Raw genomic sequence first — 18,725 nt, forward strand, 5'->3', positions numbered from 1 at the left:
CGTGTCACGCGTGCCGTTTTCGGGCACGCCGAATTGCCGACCGGGCTACCCGGTCGGACGACTGCTGCAAGCACTGCCACCTGGGCCGAACACCGAGCCGCTGTGCACTTCCTGTGTGGCGCCGTGAGTTGTAATCGGCCGCGAAGAGCTTTGTCAACGGCAGTAACAATTCGGACAGTTAACGGAGCGGAGGCGATTCGTCCGATTCATCCGCGAGCTGGTCCCGCACCCCCGCCATGCGCTATAAACCCCGTTCCTGTGCCCCGACTGTGTATTCACCGAAGAATGCGCACCTACCGAAAGCCGAGTCCCATGCCATCGACGGAAACCACGGAAAGCGCCGCGGGAGAAGCGGTTGCCGCCGATGACGAGCGGAGCGAAGCCGGGAAGTCCTCCGGGGCGTCCAACGGCGTGGACAGGCGCGGCATCGCGATCGGCGGTGTCCTCCTCGCCGCCTGCGCCGGACTGGTCGTCTACGGCGTGTTCAACACCGCCGAGAAGCCGAAGCACCACCACGTGCCCACCGCCGCGGTGACGTACGAGGTCGCGGGCGAGGGCACGGCCGACATCACGTACCAGGCGCGCAGCGAGTCCGGGGACGCCGTGGTGGCGGACGGGGTCACGCTGCCGTGGAAGAAGACCGTGAGCGTGCCGCTCGGCAAGGCGCCCCTCGTGACCATCACCCTGGGCGAGAAGGGCGGACGGGCCAGCTGTCAGCTGGCCATCCGCGGCAAGCACGTCCAGACCGCCACCGCCTTCGGCAAGTTCGGGCGCGCCACCTGCCAGGGCGAGCTGCCCTCGCCGGAGCCGTCGGACGCCAACGCGACCGGCCAGGAGGGCAGCTGATGGCGTCCGCGGGCCGGGGCGCGGTCCGCGTCGCGCTCGCCACCGCCGTCGTCCTCAGCGCGGTCGCCCTGTCCGCGCGCACACGCGCAAAGCGAGCACGCGCAAAGTGAGCACCGGCGCCGCCCGGTTCCGGAGTGATGTACGGCACATCCAGCGCCGTGATGTTTGGCAATTCACGTGCGCTGTACAAGAAGCCACCCCTGAGACGGGTGGGTCAATCGTGAAGGTTCTCTAGGGGTGGGACATTTGAGTCGCAGGACGACCCATGCGTACAAGCCGCTGAGTCTCAAGCGGAGAGCGTGGCTGACCATCGGGGCGGTCGTGTTGGGTGGGGCGGGAGCTGTCACCTACGCCGTCGCGAATCCGACCGATCAGCCGGACCGGGACGCCAAGGGCCGCAAGCCCGCGATGCACACGGTCAAGCTCAAGGACGAGGGCTCCGGCCGCAAGGGCCTGGACAAGCAGGACACCGACCGGTTCAGCGCCGTCCTGCTGACCTGGAGCGACCCCGACGCGAAGCCGAAGGGCACGCCGGAGGTCCGCTACCGCGAGCTGGAGACGGGCAAGTGGTCGGGCTGGCAGAAGCTGCCCGACGACCCGTTCTCGGCCGACGGCACGGAGGCCGAGCGGGCCGGAACCCGCGGCGGCACCGCGTCCGTGTGGACCGGCGACGCGGACGGCGTCGAGGTGCGCGTGGTCGGCGCGGACGGCACCGAGGCGAAGGGCCAGCCGTCCGGGATGGACGTCAGGCTGCTCGACCCGGGCACCGATCCGGCCGCCAAGGGCGGTACGGAGCCCGCCGCGTACGCCTACCCGGCGGAGGAGACCACGCCCGCGCCGACGGACCCGTCGATACCCACCGACTCCGCGACCCCCACCGACTCGGCAAGCCCGACCGACCCGCCGGTCCCGACCGACACCGCGTCGCCGACCGACACCGCGTCGCCGACCGACACGGCCCCACCCACCACGGAGCCGCCGAGCCCGACCCCCTCCCCCTCCGACACCGTCCCGGCGCCGCGCCCCTCCACGGTCGTCAAGCCGCCGATCATCACCCAGGCGGAATGGGGCGCCTCCACCGACTACGACGGCACCCCCGAGTACGGCACCGAGATCAAGGCGGCCGTCGTCCACCACACGGGCGTCGACAGCGACAACAAGCTGTCCTGCGGTGAGTCCCGGGCCCGGCTGCGCACCATCCAGCAGGAGCACTTCTCCCGCGGCTTCTTCGACATCGGCTACAACTTCGTCGTCGACAAGTGCGGACAGATCTTCGAGGGCCGCAGCGGCGGCATGGACCTCCCGGTGATCGGCGCGCACGACGTCGGCTTCAACACCAACACGGTCGGCATCTCGTACATAGGCAACTACGAGACCGCCAAGCCGAGTCGCGCCGGGCTCGAGGCCATCGCTCGGATCGTCGCCTGGAAGTTCGGCATGTACGGCGTCGACCCGAACGCCAAGGTCACGCTGGTGTCCGGCAGCGCCAAGGGCCAGGACGGCAACCTCGTCGACAAGGGCACGTCGATCACGCTCCCGACGGTCTTCGGTCACCGCGACACCAACGCGACCGCCTGCCCGGGCGCCAACCTCTACCCGAAGCTCGCCGAGATCCGCCGGTACGCGGCGAGCGCCGGCAAGAACTCCGCGATTCCGACCGCCGACTACAACCGCGACGGCATCAGCGACCTCGTCGCCGGTACGCCCAGGGTGTCGGGCGGCGTCGGCAGCGTCACCCTCGTGCCGGGCGGCCTCAACGGCCCGGTCACCGCGTCGAAGGTGACGCTCACCCAGAGCAGCCCGGGCGTTCCCGGCTCCTCCGAGGCGGGCGACAACTGGGGCGCCGCCACCGCGTGGGGCGACATCAACGGCGACGGCTACGCGGACCTCGCGGTCGGCGCGCCCGGCGAGGACGACACGAGCGGCAACGCCGACCGCGGCTCGGTCACCGTGCTGTACGGCCCCGCCCTCAACTCCGGTCTCTCATACGCCACGTCGGGCGTCACCGCGGCCGGCGCCAAGCTCGGCTCCGCCGTCACGGTCGGCGACTTCAACGCGGACGGCAAGGCGGACGTGTTCGCCGCCGGCACCGGCAAGGGCGGCAACTGGAACGCCCGCCTGACCGGCGGCGCCACCCAGACCGGCACCCTCACCACGTCGACGAGCGCGATCGCGTACCCCGATGCCACGACCGGCGACTTCAACCGGGACGGCTACGCGGACGTGGCCCTCAACTACCGTGACGCGGGCGGCATCGGCCGGGTCACCTGGTTCAAGGGCGGCGCGTCGGGCCTGACGAAGGTGTCCACGATCAGCGTCAAGGGCGGCCGCTCCATCGCGGCGGGCGACGTGAACGGCAACGGCTACGACGACATCGTCATCGGCCAGCCGTACACCTCCGAGTCCGGCGCGGTCTCCGGCGGCCAGGTCACCATGGTCCCCGGCGCCGGCACCGGCTTCACCACCACCGGCATGACGACGATCCAGCAGGACACGGCGGGTGTGCCGGGCGCCAACGAGTCCGGTGACGCGCTCGGTTCGTCGGTGTCCGTCGGCGACTACAACCTCGACGGCTACGCGGACGTCCTCGCGGGCGCCCCGAACGAGGACATCACTCGGGACGGCGTCAACCGCTCCAACGCGGGCACCGCGATTCTCCTGAAGGGCACCTCGACGGGCCTCACCGGCTCCGGCGCGATCGCCGTCTCGCAGGGCACCTCGGGCGTCCCCGGCTCCACCGAGACCGACGACAAGCTGGGCTCGGCCGTCTCGCTCACCGACCTGTCCGGGTACGGGCGCACCGACCTGACCCTCGGCACCGAGGGCGAGGACGGCGGCGACGGCATCCTGCTGTACGTGCCCAGCAACAGCACGGGGCTCGGCCTGACCCAGGGCGCGGTCTACAGCAAGAGCCAGCTCGGTACGCCGACGGGCGCGCACCTGGGGCAGCTGCTCACCCCGTAGGTGTGATGGGCGCGGCGCCGCGTGCGCTGGAGGGGGTGTGGATGCTTTCCGGCCACGGCTGGAAAACATCCGCACCCCCTCCGGCTCTCCCGCCGCGCCGCTCCGACTCCCCCGGGACCGCCGCGGCGGGAGGGCCACCCGGCCGAGACCTCTTACCACTGCACGAGGTCTCGGCCGTTGTGCGTTCCCAGCGCCACCGACGTCGTCGGAGTCCCGGACTCACCCGGTGCTCTCCACCGGCTCCGGCACGGGCGCCGGGCGCCCCTCGGGCGTCGGCACCCGGTGCGCGTCCACCAGGATCCCGGCGATCAGCGCCGCCAGCAGCAGCGACCCCATGGCCCACCACGTGGCGACGTTGAAGCCGTGCACGGTGGCGCGGGAGGCGAGGGCGCGGCGGTCGACGCCGGGCCCGGCGTGCGCGGTCGCGTACCGCGTCGTCACGCTCGCGGCGATCGTGTTGAGCAGCGCCGTACCGATCGAGCCGCCCACCTGCTGGGCCGTGTTGAAGGTGGCGGAGGCCGCGCCCGAGTCGCGCGCGGCGACGCTTCCCGTGGCCAGCGAGACGCAGGTCATCATCGCGGTGCCCATGCCGAGGCCGAGCATCAGCATGCCGGGCAGGACGTGGGAGGCGTACGCCGGTTCCACGCCGACCTGCGCGATGAGCGCCAGCGCGCCCGCGGCCAGCAGCAGCCCGGGGACGATCAGGGTGCGCGGCGGGACCCGGTTCAGCAGCCGGGCCGCGACCTGCGTGGAGCCGGTGATCATGCCGACGGTGATGGGGAGATAGGCGAGCCCGGTCTTCAGCGGCGAGTATCCGAGGACGCGCTGGAAGTAGTACGTGAGGAAGAGGAAGACCCCGAACATCCCGATGGTGACGAAGAGGATGGTCAGGAACGCCCCGACGCGCTGGCGGTCCCTCACCACCGACATCGGCAGCAGCGGCACGCGGGCGCGGGTCTGCCAGAGGGCGAACAGGCCGAGGAGCACGACTCCGGCGGCGAGCAGCCCGAGCACCAGCCCATCGCTCCAACTCCGCGACTCCGCCTCGGAGAAGCCGTACACCAGCGAGAGCATCCCGGTCGAGCCGAGCAGTGCGCCCGGCACGTCGAGATGGGCGTCCTCGTGCCGGCCGCCGCTGTCGAGCAGCGCCCACGCGCCGGCGAACGCGACGAACGCGATGGGGACATTGACGTACAGGCACCAGCGCCAGTCCAGGTACTGCGTGAGCAGGCCGCCGGCCAGCAGCCCGATCGCCGCGCCCGCGCCGACGATCGCGCCGAACACGCCGAAGGCCTTGCCGCGTTCCTTGGGGTCGGTGAACGTCGTGGTGAGCAGCGACAGCGCGGAGGGGGCGAGCAGCGCGGCGAACACGCCCTGCAGGGCGCGCGCCCCGAAGAGCATCCCGGAACCCGTCGCCGCACCGCCCAGCGCGGATGCCGCCGCGAAGCCCAACAGGCCGATCATGAAGGTGAGTTTGCGCCCGGCGAGGTCGGCGATCCGGCCGCCGAGCAGAAGCAGCCCGCCGAAGGCGAGCGTGTACGCGGTGATCACCCACTGCCGGTTCCCGTCCGACATGTGCAGGTCGGTCTGGGCGGACGGCAGGGCGATGTTCACGATGGTCATGTCGAGGATGACCATCAACTGCGCGAGCGCGATGACGACCAGCGCCCACCAACGACGGTTGTCGGCCATGAGGCCTCCCCAGTCCGGCGATTGCCCCCATGTTCACTCCGGGGCCAACCGTTTGGGAACGGCCGCGTACCTTAAGAGCGGGCAATCTCGCCGGGCTTGGGCCAGGCCCTCGTTACCGCGTGGCCTCCCGGCACAACAGCCGCAGCGAACCGTCGCCGGCGTAGCAGCGCCGGGCCTCCTCGATCGGGTCCCACAGCCGTCCGTCCGGGGTGCGCAGCCAGTGGTCGCCACCCGTCTCCCACCACTCCGCGCCCGTGTACCGGGCGACGACCTCGCCGGCGTACGCGCCGAAACCGCGCAGCACGGTCTCCACGGCGGCATACGGCGCCCCGTCCCGGCGTATCTCCTCGATCAGCCGGTCGACGCGCCACAGACTCTGCGCCGAGTAGTCGAGGCGCAACCGCGCGCCCTCGCGCATCGTCGCGACCGTGTCCGCCGCCCAACGCATCGGCTTCGTCGCAGCTGAGGGCCTGGTTTCCTGAGTTGCGTTCACATCGGGAAGAGCGCCCTCCGGGCGGAATTCGTCACCCGTCCCGGCGGTTTTCGCGACACCGGCTCAGGACCGCCATCTCCACCGCAGGACGGTCACAGGAATCTCGCAGGGAAACAGGTTTACACCCGGACGCGGCGGGATGCGTCATGCCCTTCCCCGCGCCCGGCGCGACACCACCGCCCGCAGCACCCGCCGCCCCTCGGTCGACACGTCCAGCGCCGGCCGGAGTCCACCCGTGCCGCGGCCCGCGAGCAGTTCCAGGATGGTGACCTGACGGCGCAGTTCGGCGGCGACGAGGGGCGACATGCCGTCCGTACGGCCCTCGCGGCGGACCGTCACACAGGACTCGCCGTCGTCGGCCGCGTCGAGGAGCCGGTGGATCTGCAGGGCCGCCACGGAACAGGCGTCGGCCCAGGAGCGCAGCTCGGTCGCCGACGGCGCCGCGGGGACGGCGCCGAGCATCCGGTGGGCGAGTACGGCGGCCTCGTCCTCGTCGGTGACGGCCGGCTCCGGGGCGTCCGCATCGAGCTTGGCGCGCGCCTGCTCCAGGCGTTCCCGCCACGCGCCCCACGCGTCCGGTTCCGCCAGGCTCGCCCACAGGGGCCGCAGGATGTCGTCATCGCCGCCCAGTAGGGGCACGCACCGATCCAAACAAGCCAGACCGCTCGCCGCCAGACCTCGCTCGTCGGCCTGAGCGATCAGTTCCACCAGGCTCATCACGCCTCCCTCGAACTCCCTCGACAGGGCGCCTGTTTCTAACGGAGCCCGCACCTCCCCTTACTGCGTGCGACGGACCAGGAGTGTCACAGCGGCACCACGCCGAGCCGGTCGAGGAACCGGAAGAAGAGGTTTTCGGCCAACGGGTCGGGGTCCCCGGTCAGCACCTCGAGGAGGGGCTCGGCGGTGATGGTGTGCCCGGCCTCGGCGGCCCAGGAGACGGCCCGGGCGGCGGCGTCGGTCGGCTCCAGGAAGTAGTCGTCGACGCCGAGTTCGTCCTCGCCGCCGACGTAGCCGGCCATCGCCTCCCGCGCCAGACACGCCGTCCACACGCCGCTGTCCGGCGCGGCCGCCTCGAGGGCCACACAGTCGCTGTCCATGACGTACCCGAAGAGCGCGGGCGCGCCGGTCTCCCGGGCGAGCGTGTTCATGTTCCCGATGTCACCGTCATCGCTCGGGTACTCCCACACCTGCCAGCCGTCGGGCGCCGCGGTCCGCAGCACCATGCCCGGCGCCCCGGCGAGCGCCTCCAGCTCCGCGAGCGGGCGCTCGCTTCTGCCCACGACGTAGTAGCCCCAGTAGCCCATGCCGGTTCCCCCCGGTGTCTCGGTTCGGCGACTCGGGGCGAATACACCACAGGGGTGCGGGAGTTGGCCAGGGAAAGGGACGATTCGGTCCGGGTCAGGTGTGCCGGGGCGCGGATGCCATGAGGTCGGGGCCGCGCAGGGCCGTCTCGTTCTGCATACGGGTGAGGCGCAGGACGACGAGGATCGCGAGCACGGCGGCCGCGATGTCGACGACGTCCGCGAACATCACCTTGCTGGTGGCGTCGTGCAGCTCCAGGGCGGTCTCGGCCTTGCGGTACTCGGTGAAACCGGCCCGGTTGGCGATCAGTCCGACGATCCACAGCGTCCACCAGGCGTTGACGAGCCCGTGCGAGCCACGGGTGCCCGTCGGGGTGCTCGCGTCCCAGATGTCCAGCATGACCCGGCGCGGGAACCAGAGGTTCACCACCGGGACGAACCAGCCCCAGCCCGCCCAGGCACGGGACTTGCTGTGCCCGAACGGGTTGAACACCTCGGCGTTGACCCGCACCCGCAGGAACCAGATCAGATAGACGACGATGGCCGCCACCAGGGTGGAGGTCTGCGCGTACCCGGCCGCGGAGTAGAGCGAGTCCGCGTGATCGGCCCGCCGCTGGACGGCGCCGCCGATGTCGCCGTCGGCGAGGGCGCCCGTCACGTCACGCATCGTGATGTCCGCCCAGATCGCGAAGAGGTCGGCGGCGATCACCGCGCCGAGCAGCGCGGCGGTGGCCCTCCCGAGGCCGACCGGTGAGCGCAGCCAGGCAGGGCCGTGCGGCGACGTCAGCGGAGGCACCGTGGGCAGCGGCGACGCGGGCTGCTGCGACGCGGGCTGCTGCGACGCGGGCTGCGGTGGCGGTGGCATGGTCATGGGAACCCCCCGGATTCGTCGGCACCTCAGACGGTGCCGACACAAGAGGCCGGGCGCGCCCCCTCCCCAGGGGGCGCGCCCGGCATACGAATACGCATCCGGAAGATACGGTTCGCCCGGCCCGCACGTCCAACTCGTATCGCCGCGGCCGGTCCGCGTGCTCAGCCCAGGCGGTCCGCCAGCGTCCTGAAGTCGGCCCAGGGCAGCGCCGGTGTGCGCGGATCCCACAGTTTCTGGACCGTCGCGCGCAGTGGCATCCTGATCCCCGCCGCCACCTGGTCCTGGGTCTGCGCGCCCGAGCGATCGCACCACACCGCGAAGACGCCGCCGAGGATCTGCCCGTCGTACGTGGCCGGGACCGCCGCCGTGCCCCGCACCACGAGCGGGGTCCACTGCTCGTAGATGCGCTGCCCGGTCGGGTAGACGAAGGTCTGCGGCTGCCCGAGCACGTAGTAGAGGAACTCGTCGTTGTAGTTGATGAGCTTGCGCCCCGCGCTCAGGTACTCGACCGGCGGCCGGGCCCCGATCTCCTTGCCCGTCCAGTACGCCACCTGCAGGTCACCGTCCGCCTGGACCGTGCCCCCGCGGAAGAACCCGTCGTTCCAGGCCCGCGGCGTCCGGTCGTGCCCGCGCACCACCTTGGCACGGTCGTTCAGCCAGCCGGTCGCCAGGTCGGCGACGCTCGCCCCGGAGCCGTACGCCTTCGTGGCCGCGGCGGCCAGCTGCGGATACGACGCCGCCGGGTTCGCCACCGTCAGCGCCTGGTACTCGTCGCCGCCGATGTGCCAGTACGCGCCGGGGAAGAGACCCGAGTACTCGTTCAGCAGTTCGTCGATGAGGTCCGCCGCGGCGGGCTTGGAGATGTCGACGGCCCCCCGCGTGGGCACCCCGTTGATGTTGCGCAGCTGAAGGTCGGGATGCGCGGCGAGAACGGCACCCAGATGGCCGGGTGAGTCGATCTCGGGGACGACGGTGATGTGCCGGCTCGCCGCCAGGTCGATGATGCCGCGCACCTCCGCCTTGCTGAGGTGTTCCGTCGACACGATCTCGGGGTGCGTGTCCGACTGGATGCGGAAGCCCTGGTCGTCGGAGAAGTGCAGCCCGAGCTGGTTGAACTTCAGGTCGCCCAGCTCCCGGACCCGGTCCTCGATCCAGGCCGCCGTGAAGTGCTTGCGCGCGATGTCGAGCATGAACCCGCGCTGCGGCTTCGCGGGCCGGTCGCGCACGACGCCCTCGGACGCCGTACCGCCGCCGTGCACCTCCTGCTTGAGGGTGCGCGTGCCGTAGAAGACGCCGGTGTCGGTGGGGGCGGTGATGGTGACCCGCCCGTCCTTGACGGTCAGGGTGTACGACTCCGGGCCCGCGGACCCCTTGTCCAGACCCAGCTCGACATCGCCGTCCTTGGCATCCGTCTCCCCCGCGTACGTCAGCGCGAGCTCCCCCGCGAGCAGCCGCCCCTCGTCGGCGAGGCCGGCGTCGTCCACTACGACACGGGCCCCGGTGGCGGGGCGCCAGCCCGGGCCGCGGGCCGGCGTGTGCTCGCGTACGGCCGGGATGGTGCGCGGGGTCTGGGACAGCGGGTACGTCCGGGTCGGCGAGGGGGAGGGCGTGGCCCTGGCCGGGGTCGTGGGCGAAGCGGCGGACCTGGCGGCCGACGGCACGCTCGCCCCGGTGGGCTCACCGTCACTGCCGGACGGCCACAGCGCGACACTCGCCGCGACGGCACCGGCCACCACCACGCCCGCCGCGATCAACGTCGGCCGCTTTCTGCTCCGCGCCGGCGCCCGCCGCCTGCCCATGCTCACCGCATCACGCCCTTCGCTTCGGCCGCCAAGGTCCACTTCCCGTCGTAGACGTCGTACACCTCTTGAATGAACCTAAGCCCCTGTCCACACCCCCGCAGCCGCAGTCCACCGTGCGTTGCGAAACTCTCCCGTGCGGGTGAAATTTCCGGCATCCATCGGACAGCTGCTGACACTTCTGGATAGCGTGAGCGGCACAAATCTCACTTCTTCCCCTGCCGACACACCTGTCACGTCCACGGGCGTCACAGGATCCGGGTCTTCGGATCCAACGTCGCCCCACCTCCATCCCACCGCCGAGGACCCACGCTGCCTTCGCACCGTCTCCCACGCCTCCCCGGCCAGGTCGCCCTCCCCGGGCAGAAGAGCGCGGCGCCGCCCCCGGCCCGCCTTGAGGGGTTCAACTCCGCACCCGCCGACGCGGTCGTGCACGCCCTCCTGACCTGCTGCCGCAGCCTGCGCTGGGCCCACCGCCTGGCCGACCACCGGCCCTACCCGGACCTGGACGCGCTGCTCGCCGCGGCCGACGAAGCAGCGTACGACCTGACGCCCGCCGACCTCGCCGAGGCGCTGGCCGGCGAGTCGCTCACCCTGCTCCCGGACGGCGCGTACTCCGCCGCCCACACCGCACTGAGCGCCGCGCACGCCGCGTACGAGAGCCGCTTCGGACATGTGTTCGTGATCTGTCTGGATGACGCGACCCCCGAGGAGGCCCTCGACCAGGTACTCGCCGCCATCCGCTCACGATTGACAAACGACCCCGAGGAGGAACGGGTGATAACGGCGGACGAGCTGCGCCGCCTGGCGAAGGGCCGCCTGAGCCGCCTGGTACAGCACTCTTTCGAGTCACCTGTACTGGAGCGCCGCCTTTAAGGGCGCGGGGCTGTGGCATATGGGCTCCGCCCAGGGGCGCGGGGCTGTGACATATCGGGCTCCGCCGCGCGGGCGCGAGCGACCACGGACAACCCGCACCCGCCAGGCGGCCCGCAGCTCGCCCACCTCACCCGTTAATAGCCCGAACGTGCCTGTTTGATTGCCAGTTTGATCACATAGATAGGGCCGCTGTAAGCGTTCCGACAACACGTCGCTACGATGGCCAGGGCCGGTGGACCGTACCCGGCCGGGCCGACCGACACAGAAGCCGGCAGGCCCCAATCCCCGCTCCCGGAGGGTTCTTCCGTGCCGGCTGGAACGCTGTACCGCGGCCGGGAAGGAATGTGGTCCTGGGTGGCTCACCGAGTCACCGGCGTCCTCATCTTCTTCTTCCTGTTCGTACACGTGCTGGACACCGCTCTCGTCCGTGTCTCCCCCGAGGAATACGACAAGGTCGTGTCCACGTACAAGACGCCGATCGTCGCGCTGCTGGAATACGGCCTCGTCGCCGCCATCCTCTTCCACGCGCTCAACGGCCTGCGAGTCATCGCCGTCGACTTCTGGTCGAAGGGCCCGCGCTACCAGAAGCAGATGCTCTGGTCCGTCGTCGGTATCTGGGTCGTGCTGATGGCCGGGGCCCTGTACCCCGTCCTCGGTCACGCATTCCGCGAAGTCTTCGGGAGCTGACGCAGATGTCCACCACTGAAACCGCCGCTTCCGGCATCGGCCCCGTCGAGGGCGCGGACGCGTTCTCGGCGTACAGCGTCGACAACCCGGCGCCCCTCATCGAGGCCCCGCGCAAGCGCACCAAGAAGACCCCGAAGTCGACCCGCGGCAACTTCGAGATGTACGGCTGGCTGTTCATGCGCCTGTCCGGCATCGTCCTGGTCGTCCTGGTCATCGGCCACCTGCTCATCCAGCTCGTCCTCGACGGCGGCGTCTCCAAGATCGGCTTCGCCTTCGTGGCCGGCCGCTGGGCGAACCCCTGGTGGCAGGTCTGGGACCTGGCCATGCTGTGGCTCGCCATGCTGCACGGCGCCAACGGCCTGCGTACCGTCATCAACGACTACGCGGAGCGTGCGAACACGCGCCTGTGGCTGAAGGGCCTGCTGTACACCGCCACGGTGTTCACGATTCTGCTGGGCACGCTGGTGATCTTCACCTTCGACCCGAACATCCGCTAGGCACGGGGCTGAGGCAACCACTCATGAAGATCCACAAGTACGACACCGTCATCGTCGGCGCCGGTGGCGCCGGCATGCGCGCCGCCATCGAGGCGACGAAGCGCAGCCGCACCGCCGTGCTGACGAAGCTCTACCCCACCCGCTCCCACACGGGCGCCGCGCAGGGCGGCATGGCCGCCGCGCTGGCCAACGTGGAGGAGGACAACTGGGAGTGGCACACCTTCGACACCGTCAAGGGCGGTGACTACCTGGTCGACCAGGACGCCGCCGAGATCCTCGCGAAGGAGGCCATCGACTCGGTCCTCGACCTGGAGAAGATGGGCCTGCCCTTCAACCGGACGCCCGACGGGACGATCGACCAGCGCCGCTTCGGCGGTCACTCCCGCAACCACGGCGAGGCCCCGGTCCGCCGGTCCTGCTACGCCGCGGACCGCACCGGCCACATGATCCTCCAGACGCTGTACCAGAACTGCGTCAAGGAGGGTGTGGAGTTCTTCAACGAGTTCTACGTCCTCGACCAGCTGATCACCGAGGTCGACGGCGTCAAGCGCTCGGCGGGCGTCGTCGCGTACGAGCTCGCGACCGGCGAGATCCACGTCTTCCAGGCGAAGGCCGTGATCTACGCGTCCGGCGGCACCGGCAAGTTCTTCAAGGTGACGTCCAACGCGCACACGCTGACGGGTGACGGCCAGGCCGCGGTCTACCGCCGGGGCATCCCGCTGGAGGACATGGAGTTCTTCCAGTTCCACCCGACCGGTATCTGGCGCATGGGCATCCTGCTGACGGAGGGCGCCCGCGGTGAGGGCGGCATCCTCCGCAACAAGGACGGCGAGCGCTTCATGGAGAAGTACGCGCCGGTCATGAAGGACCTCGCGTCCCGAGACGTCGTCTCGCGCTCCATCTACACGGAGATCCGCGAGGGCCGCGGCTGCGGTCCCGAGGGCGACCACGTCTACCTCGACCTCACGCACCTCCCGCCGGAGCAGCTGGACGCCAAGCTGCCCGACATCACGGAGTTCGCGCGCACCTACCTGGGCATCGAGCCGTACACGGACCCGATCCCGATCCAGCCCACCGCGCACTACGCGATGGGCGGCATCCCGACGAACGTCGAGGGTGAGGTCCTGTCGGACAACACCACGGTCGTCCCGGGCCTGTACGCGGCCGGCGAGGTCGCCTGCGTGTCCGTGCACGGCGCCAACCGCCTGGGCACGAACTCCCTCCTGGACATCAACGTGTTCGGGCGCCGCGCGGGTATCGCCGCGGCGGAGTACTCGGCGAAGGCCGACTACGTCGAGCTGCCCGAGGACCCGGCCTCGCAGGTCGTCTCGCAGGTCGAGCACCTGCGGAGCTCCACCGGCACCGAGCGGGTCGCCGAGATCCGCCGGGAGCTGCAGGAGTGCATGGACGCCAACGTGATGGTGTTCCGCACGGAGCAGACGATCAAGACGGCGGTCGAGAAGATCGCGGAGCTGCGCGAGCGCTACAAGAACGTCTCGATCCAGGACAAGGGCAAGCGGTTCAACACCGACCTCCTCGAGGCCATCGAGCTGGGCAACCTGCTCGACCTGGCCGAGGTCATGGCGGTGTCGGCCCTCGCCCGCAAGGAGTCCCGCGGCGGCCACTACCGCGAGGACTACCCGAACCGCGACGACGTCAACTTCATGCGCCACACCATGGCGTACCGCGAGGTCGGCGACGACGGCACCGAGTCCATCCGTCTCGACTACAAGCCGGTCGTCCAGACCCGCTACCAGCCGATGGAGCGTAAGTACTGATGGCAACCCCTGTTCTGGACAAGGCGGACGCGGCCGGCCAGCCCGAGCCCGGCTTCGCCGACTCCCCCTACATCACGGTCACGTTCCGCATCCGCCGCTACAACTCCGAAGTCTCGGCGGAGGCGGCCTGGGAAGACTTCCAGCTGGAGATCGACCCCAAGGAGCGTGTCCTCGACGCCCTGCACAAGATCAAGTGGGACCAGGACGGAAGCCTGACCTTCCGCCGTTCCTGCGCGCACGGCATCTGCGGCTCGGACGCCATGCGGATCAACGGCAAGAACCGCCTGGCGTGCAAGACGCTGATCAAGGACATCAACCCCGAGAAGCCGATCACGGTGGAGCCCATCAAGGGCCTGACGGTCCTGAAGGACCTCGTGGTCGACATGGAGCCGTTCTTCCAGGCGTACCGCGACGTGATGCCCTTCCTGATCACGAAGGACACGAACGAGCCCACGCGGGAACGCCTCCAGTCGGCCGAGGACCGCGAGCGCTTCGACGACACGACGAAGTGCATCCTCTGCGCGGCCTGCACGTCCTCCTGCCCGGTCTTCTGGAACGACGGCCAGTACTTCGGCCCGGCCGCCATCGTGAACGCCCACCGCTTCATCTTCGATTCGCGTGACGAAGCGGGCGAGCAGCGCCTCGAGATCCTCAACGACAAGGACGGCGTGTGGCGCTGCCGCACGACCTTCAACTGCACGGACGCCTGCCCGCGCGGCATCGAGGTCACGAAGGCGATCCAGGAAGTGAAGAGGGCGCTGATTACTCGGCGTTTCTGACGACCGTTCCGGTACGTCTCCGGAGGCCCCGCTCCCTTCTGGGAGCGGGGCCTTCGTCGTGTACATGGTGTGCGGGAAGGGGAGTTGACGGCATACTCGATGGACACCGGGCTTGGGGGGAGCGATGGGGGTGCGGGGGCGGCTTCTCGTTCTGAGCCGTGTGCTGGTCGCGTATCCGACCGGGGCGCGCAGGGCGACGATCAGCCCCGAGGGGGAGCCCGACTCGGGGGAATGGGTCTATCTGTGCCTGGTCGAGGGCTGCGAGCGTGAATTGGCCCGACAGCAGGACATGCTGCCCCCACCGCCCGGGTGCCCCGAGCACGGGCTGCTTCACCCAGTGTGCTTGCCAACGCCTCCTGGCGCACCCATCGTGGCACGTGCCTCTGACGGGCTCTGGATATACATCTGCGAGGACCCCGAGTGCCTCCACCGACCTGTGCGAGAACGCACATTCCTCGCAAATGCTCCCCTGTGTGACAGCTTGCTGCACTCAGGCGATGACGGAAAGACCGTGCTGGCCGTGGCACCTAGGTAACCAGGAGGCGCGTCATGCTTGGTGGGCTCGCCCAGGCGGGGACGAAAGCACTCGGAGGCGACCGGTTCAGCCTCCTGAGCGTGCTCCCAGGTGCCATCGTCATCACAGCTGTCACCATCCTCGCTGGGGCCCATGCCTATGAGCCCGGGAGAAGCATGGACCTGGGCGACGCACTGCCCGCCGATCACCAACTCGTCACACTCGGGTTCGGCGCTGTAGGGGCGTTCCTCGGCGGGGTGCTGCTACGTCCGTTCGAGATCGCCCTCGTGCAGTTGCTGGAAGGCTACTGGCCTGCTGGAACCTTGCGGGGACGGGTGCGTCCGATTGCCGTGGAACGCCATCGTCGACGCCGCGACCAAGCGATCATCGTCGCGAAGCACACTCGCGTGGTCACCCCGTCGAGCAACCCATCCCTCGCGCAACTCGCCCGCCTCCACAAGGCGAAGGCCCGTCAGGTCCGCATCAAGGACCGGGCCAAGCGCACGCAGGCCAAGTACTCCGCGGACAACCGCCACCTCATGCCCACCACGCTCGGCAACATCCTCAAGAACGTGGAAGAACGGACCGGGCGCCGCTACGGACTCGATGTGCTGAACGCCTATCGACGCATCTACCCTTCCGTGGCTCCGGAGTTCCGCCAAGCCATCGAGGAACAGTTGGACCTCATCTCCATCACCTCGTCGCTGTGCTTGGCGTTCGGAGTGGTGTCTCTGGCATCCTCGCCGCTGATCCTCCGCATGAACTGGTGGACGCTCGTGATACCCGTGGCCATGGCGGCGTCAGCTGCCGCGTACCGGGGCGCTCAACGAGCGGCGCAGGACCACGAACACCTGATGAAGGCCGTTTTCGACGTGCACCGCTTCGATCTGGCGACAGCCCTGCACTATGACCTGCCGACGGACGCGGCCGCGGAGCGGAAGCTGAACCAGCGGATCACTGCCTTCTTGATAGACCATGCGCCGCTCGCCGACCACCCCCAGCTCAAAGGTGAGCCCTTGAAGCATCCCGAAGACAACCGGCCCTCGCCCTGACCGAGCGTCACGCGGGATCCAGCTGGACCGCACCGCCCGCACCGACCAGGCTGATCTCCAGACGCCGATTGAGCGTCGAAGGTGTCCGTCTGCCGTACGCACCCAAATTGGCGAAGACGGGGACACGTTCGGCCAAGGACGTGCCGAACGTATGGATGTCACGCGCCAGAACCACCGCGCAGTCATCCCCGAGCACGAACTCGACGCGGCCGAACAGCACCGTCACGTCCGCATACAGCACACCGCGCGCCTCGGAATCCGCCGGGAACACCGCCTCCGACAGATCCACCCGCAGTGACCCGAAGACCGCCCGGACGACGATACGTCGAACGCCGCTCTCCGACGGAAGCAACTTCGCGTGCGAGGGAACGAAGAGACTCCCGTACCGCCTGATCGGAATCACGACATCGTCCGCGATCCCGGCCGAACGGCTCAGCGCAACCAGAGCACCCAACGCGATCACCGCGAGGGGCACCACCCTGCTCTGCCACTTGTCGCTCAGCCCGCCCTGTCCGGCCAGGGCCCACAGCCCGCCACCCAGAAGCAGGACGAGGGGGCCCAGGGCGGCGCCCCTGGGGAGAGCGGTACGGACGATGAGTACGGCCGCAAACGCCATCAGCAGATATGGCGCCGACACCAGCGCCAGCCGCGCCCCAGACCGCAGCGCCCCGGGCCCGCCCAGCAACCACGCCGTGCCGACCACAACCGCCAGCAGCCCCAAGGCTGTTCGCACACGGCCCACCGGCTACCCCTCCCACCATCAGCCTGAAGCGTACTGAAGCCTTCATGGCTGATCACCCGGTGGGCGGCGTGCGAGGCTCCCGCGACTCACAACTGGCTCAGGATCGTGGGATCCGTGATCTTCAGGTCGTCCGCCAGCAGCAACGCCTTGCTCAGGATGACCCCGAGGGTCCGGTCGCCCTCGAAGGGCAGGTAGCCGGTCCCCGGGGCCGCGGCGCTCGCCTTCGGGACGATGCACAGGTACTGGTCGTTGGGGCTCATCAGGATGTTGCCCGAGCCGAGGTGGATCTTGTACGTGTGGCGTTCGCCCTTGACGTGCAGGAAGCGGCCTTCGAGGGTACACCGGTCAGCCACCTACCAGCGCGACAAGCTTGAGAAACGTGACCTCGGTCCCGAGCGCGAGCTCGATCTCCTCGTCGAGGTCGGTCACTTGCCGGTCCCCCACGAGCACCAAGAACCCATTCCCCGCGAAGGCCTTGAGCGCCAGCTCGGTCTGGACCTCCGGGTCTATCCGCCGCGGCGTCCGCAACGCGTACCCATTCAGCACACGTTCGGTGTCCTCGGGCTCTGAGCTCCGCCCAGGTCCCCTACGCGGGTTCTGAGCCGCCTCGCCGCCGGTTCATTGCCGTCAGGTCGATTTCGATATCGAAGGGCACGGAACCCTTGAGGCGGTCGTGGAAGATGCTGTTGGGGACGTAGGACTTGGTGGCCGGGTCCAGTTCGTAGACGTAGACGATGGGAAGACCCTTTTCGTCGTCTTCCTCGACCCGCCAGAAGTGCGGGAATCCGGCTTCAGCGTACTTGCCGGGCTTGACCTCGCGGTCGCGCCGACGGGACTCCGCAGATACGACTTCGACGGCAAGGACAATGTCCTCGGGGCGGTACCAGGTCTGGCTGGGACCAGTGTTTGCGTCCACTGGGAAGGCCAAGACATCTGGCTCCGGCCGATTCTGGGCGTCCAGCTTGATCGTCATCTCCAGCAGGACATCAGATGTTCCGGTACCTGCTCCCGAAGCGCGTCCCACAACAGCAGCTTTCAGCGCGATTGGAAAGCAGTCTGCGGACTCGTGAAGACAAGACTCCCGTCGATCAACTCCGTGTGCGGCGGGAGGCCCGGAATCCGGTCGAGGTCGTCCGCGGTCCAGCCCTCGGCGGGCGGGATCGGCCAGCGGTACGACGGCTCGTCGTCCAGGCCCTCGTCCATCTCGTTCTCGGATGCGGCGCTCATCAGTGCTCCCATGCGACGGCGTCTCGCCCGTCCATTCAGCCTACCCAGGGGCAATGTCACCCGCCTCCCCCCATCGAGTGACCCCCACGGTCAGCCCCCGAGCCCCCCGAGGGGCCCGTCCCTAATCTGATGGCATGTCAGATGACGTGTCATACGAGCTGCTCGGATTCGACAACGTGCTGCTGCCCGTCGGGGACCTCGGCGAGGCCTTGCGCTTCTACGAGCGGGCCGGCTTCCCGGTCGCGTTCCGGCTCGACGAAGCCGGGATCGCCCTGCTGAAGGTGGGCAAGGAGACGCCCGGGGTGCTGTTGCAGCTGGACGAGGAGTTGGGCCATCGGCCGCCGCCATGGGCCTCGCCGCGGGTATGGCTGGAGGTGGCGGACGCCCGGGCCGCGGCGGTCGCCCTCGCGTCGGCCGGTATTGAGCCGCTCGACGCCCCCTTCCCCGTGGCCACCGGGTGGACCGTCGAGATCGCCGACCCCTGGGGCAACGTCATCGGCCTCACGGACTACGGCAAGCGACCCGAGCTCGGCCGTCAGGGGTGACCACACCCTCGACTTGAACATGTTCAAAAGCAGGTCTACATTCTTTCTCGACAGCGTTTTGA

At 69.5% G+C, this 18,725-nt stretch carries 17 protein-coding genes and 2 pseudogenes; 9 read left to right on the forward strand and 10 right to left on the reverse strand.

The window, feature by feature from the left end:
- The first annotated feature begins 312 nt into the window (after positions 1 to 312).
- Both ACZ4RZ_RS03055 and ACZ4RZ_RS03060 read left to right on the forward strand, forming a co-directional pair.
- Positions 313 to 846 carry a hypothetical protein gene (locus ACZ4RZ_RS03055; protein ID WP_467741434.1) on the forward strand — a complete coding sequence of 178 codons (534 nt, stop codon included), beginning with the start codon at positions 313 to 315 and terminating at the stop codon, positions 844 to 846.
- Between the two features lie 246 nt (positions 847 to 1,092).
- Positions 1,093 to 3,810 (forward strand): FG-GAP-like repeat-containing protein, encoded by a 2,718-nt coding sequence (locus tag ACZ4RZ_RS03060; protein WP_467741436.1) that lies wholly within the window; start codon positions 1,093 to 1,095, stop codon positions 3,808 to 3,810.
- Positions 3,811 to 4,029: 219 nt separating this feature from the next.
- Here ACZ4RZ_RS03060 and ACZ4RZ_RS03065 read toward each other — a convergent pair whose 3' ends face one another.
- The 6 genes from ACZ4RZ_RS03065 to ACZ4RZ_RS03090 form a co-directional block, all read right to left on the reverse strand.
- Entirely contained in the window at positions 4,030 to 5,502 is a 1,473-nt protein-coding gene (locus ACZ4RZ_RS03065) for an MFS transporter (RefSeq protein WP_467741438.1), read from the reverse strand.
- 112 nt (positions 5,503 to 5,614) lie between these two features.
- Positions 5,615 to 5,950 (reverse strand): hypothetical protein, encoded by a 336-nt coding sequence (locus ACZ4RZ_RS03070; RefSeq protein WP_467741440.1) that lies wholly within the window; start codon positions 5,948 to 5,950, stop codon positions 5,615 to 5,617.
- 189 nt (positions 5,951 to 6,139) lie between these two features.
- A complete protein-coding gene (locus tag ACZ4RZ_RS03075) occupies positions 6,140 to 6,712 on the reverse strand; it encodes a hypothetical protein (RefSeq protein ID WP_467741442.1) in 573 nt (190 codons plus the stop codon).
- A gap of 86 nt (positions 6,713 to 6,798) precedes the next feature.
- Positions 6,799 to 7,299 carry a hypothetical protein gene (locus tag ACZ4RZ_RS03080; RefSeq protein ID WP_467741443.1) on the reverse strand — a complete coding sequence of 167 codons (501 nt, stop codon included), beginning with the start codon at positions 7,297 to 7,299 and terminating at the stop codon, positions 6,799 to 6,801.
- A gap of 94 nt (positions 7,300 to 7,393) precedes the next feature.
- Complete coding sequence (locus tag ACZ4RZ_RS03085) at positions 7,394 to 8,167, reverse strand: DUF4328 domain-containing protein (protein ID WP_467741445.1); 774 nt, start codon at positions 8,165 to 8,167, stop codon at positions 7,394 to 7,396.
- Positions 8,168 to 8,328: 161 nt separating this feature from the next.
- Complete coding sequence (locus ACZ4RZ_RS03090; RefSeq protein ID WP_467741953.1) at positions 8,329 to 9,966, reverse strand: beta-N-acetylhexosaminidase; 1,638 nt, start codon at positions 9,964 to 9,966, stop codon at positions 8,329 to 8,331.
- 255 nt (positions 9,967 to 10,221) lie between these two features.
- Between ACZ4RZ_RS03090 and ACZ4RZ_RS03095 the strand changes: the two genes are divergently transcribed.
- The 6 genes from ACZ4RZ_RS03095 to ACZ4RZ_RS03120 all read left to right on the forward strand — a co-directional run bounded on the left by ACZ4RZ_RS03095 (position 10,222) and on the right by ACZ4RZ_RS03120 (position 16,149).
- Complete coding sequence (locus ACZ4RZ_RS03095; protein ID WP_467741955.1) at positions 10,222 to 10,842, forward strand: 2-oxo-4-hydroxy-4-carboxy-5-ureidoimidazoline decarboxylase; 621 nt, start codon at positions 10,222 to 10,224, stop codon at positions 10,840 to 10,842.
- A 306-nt stretch (positions 10,843 to 11,148) separates the two neighbouring features.
- On the forward strand, positions 11,149 to 11,529 hold the full coding sequence (gene sdhC / locus ACZ4RZ_RS03100) for a succinate dehydrogenase, cytochrome b556 subunit (protein WP_467741447.1): 381 nt from the start codon (positions 11,149 to 11,151) through the stop codon (positions 11,527 to 11,529).
- 5 nt (positions 11,530 to 11,534) lie between these two features.
- Positions 11,535 to 12,026, forward strand: coding sequence for a succinate dehydrogenase hydrophobic membrane anchor subunit (locus ACZ4RZ_RS03105; RefSeq protein ID WP_399076894.1), 492 nt, complete (start codon positions 11,535 to 11,537; stop codon positions 12,024 to 12,026).
- Positions 12,027 to 12,049: 23 nt separating this feature from the next.
- Entirely contained in the window at positions 12,050 to 13,804 is a 1,755-nt protein-coding gene (sdhA, locus tag ACZ4RZ_RS03110) for a succinate dehydrogenase flavoprotein subunit (protein ID WP_467741449.1), read from the forward strand.
- Complete coding sequence (locus ACZ4RZ_RS03115) at positions 13,804 to 14,583, forward strand: succinate dehydrogenase iron-sulfur subunit (RefSeq protein ID WP_467741451.1); 780 nt, start codon at positions 13,804 to 13,806, stop codon at positions 14,581 to 14,583. Before sdhA ends, ACZ4RZ_RS03115 begins: the two co-directional genes overlap by 1 nt.
- 690 nt (positions 14,584 to 15,273) lie before the next feature.
- Positions 15,274 to 16,149, forward strand: coding sequence for a hypothetical protein (locus ACZ4RZ_RS03120; protein ID WP_467741453.1), 876 nt, complete (start codon positions 15,274 to 15,276; stop codon positions 16,147 to 16,149).
- A 7-nt stretch (positions 16,150 to 16,156) separates the two neighbouring features.
- Here ACZ4RZ_RS03120 and ACZ4RZ_RS03125 read toward each other — a convergent pair whose 3' ends face one another.
- The 4 genes and pseudogenes from ACZ4RZ_RS03125 to ACZ4RZ_RS03140 all read right to left on the reverse strand — a co-directional run bounded on the left by ACZ4RZ_RS03125 (position 16,157) and on the right by ACZ4RZ_RS03140 (position 18,118).
- Positions 16,157 to 16,882: a hypothetical protein gene (locus ACZ4RZ_RS03125; protein ID WP_467741455.1), complete on the reverse strand. Its 726-nt coding sequence runs from the start codon at positions 16,880 to 16,882 to the stop codon at positions 16,157 to 16,159.
- A 95-nt stretch (positions 16,883 to 16,977) separates the two neighbouring features.
- A pseudogene (locus tag ACZ4RZ_RS03130) lies at positions 16,978 to 17,244 on the reverse strand (DUF7737 domain-containing protein); the annotation flags it as partial.
- Positions 17,237 to 17,437: a hypothetical protein gene (locus tag ACZ4RZ_RS03135; RefSeq protein ID WP_467741457.1), complete on the reverse strand. Its 201-nt coding sequence runs from the start codon at positions 17,435 to 17,437 to the stop codon at positions 17,237 to 17,239. The pseudogene ACZ4RZ_RS03130 and the gene ACZ4RZ_RS03135, both read right to left, overlap by 8 nt.
- A gap of 40 nt (positions 17,438 to 17,477) precedes the next feature.
- Positions 17,478 to 18,118: pseudogene (locus ACZ4RZ_RS03140) on the reverse strand (Uma2 family endonuclease).
- Positions 18,119 to 18,252: 134 nt separating this feature from the next.
- Between ACZ4RZ_RS03140 and ACZ4RZ_RS03145 the strand changes: the two are divergent.
- Positions 18,253 to 18,663, forward strand: a complete 411-nt coding sequence (locus ACZ4RZ_RS03145) for a VOC family protein (RefSeq protein WP_467741459.1) — start codon at positions 18,253 to 18,255, stop codon at positions 18,661 to 18,663.
- Positions 18,664 to 18,725 lie beyond the last annotated feature (62 nt).

Source organism: Streptomyces sp. NPDC027189 (assembly GCF_055566975.1).